Origin of the sequence: Mammaliicoccus sp. J-M41, from assembly GCF_022385935.1 — a bacterium.
In the GTDB taxonomy this organism is placed as follows: Bacteria; Bacillota; Bacilli; order Staphylococcales; family Staphylococcaceae; genus Mammaliicoccus; species Mammaliicoccus sciuri_A.
Genome location: NZ_JAJNIR010000120.1, coordinates 1 through 202, shown reverse-complemented (window position 1 = coordinate 202; position 202 = coordinate 1). Strand labels below are relative to the sequence as shown.

The following is a 202-nucleotide window of genomic DNA, read 5'->3' as shown; positions in this document are numbered from 1 at the left end:
AATTGAAATCTAAATATACAGTGAAAGTCATTTTAGAAGCTTTAGATATTCCAAAATCAAATTATTACAGATGGAAAAACAAAGATTTCAGTATATCTGAGGATGAACGAAAAATTATAGAACTATGTAAGAAACATCGTTTTACATATGGTTATAGAAAAATAACTGCCTTGTTAAATAGAAAAAATAATAAACCAATTAA

The 202-nt window shown here is 23.8% G+C and carries 1 protein-coding gene; it reads left to right on the top strand.

Annotated features, from left to right (window positions below; translation table 11 throughout):
• The coding region (locus LQ686_RS14415; protein WP_239733473.1) for an IS3 family transposase at positions 1–202 on the top strand (202 nt) is incomplete at both ends.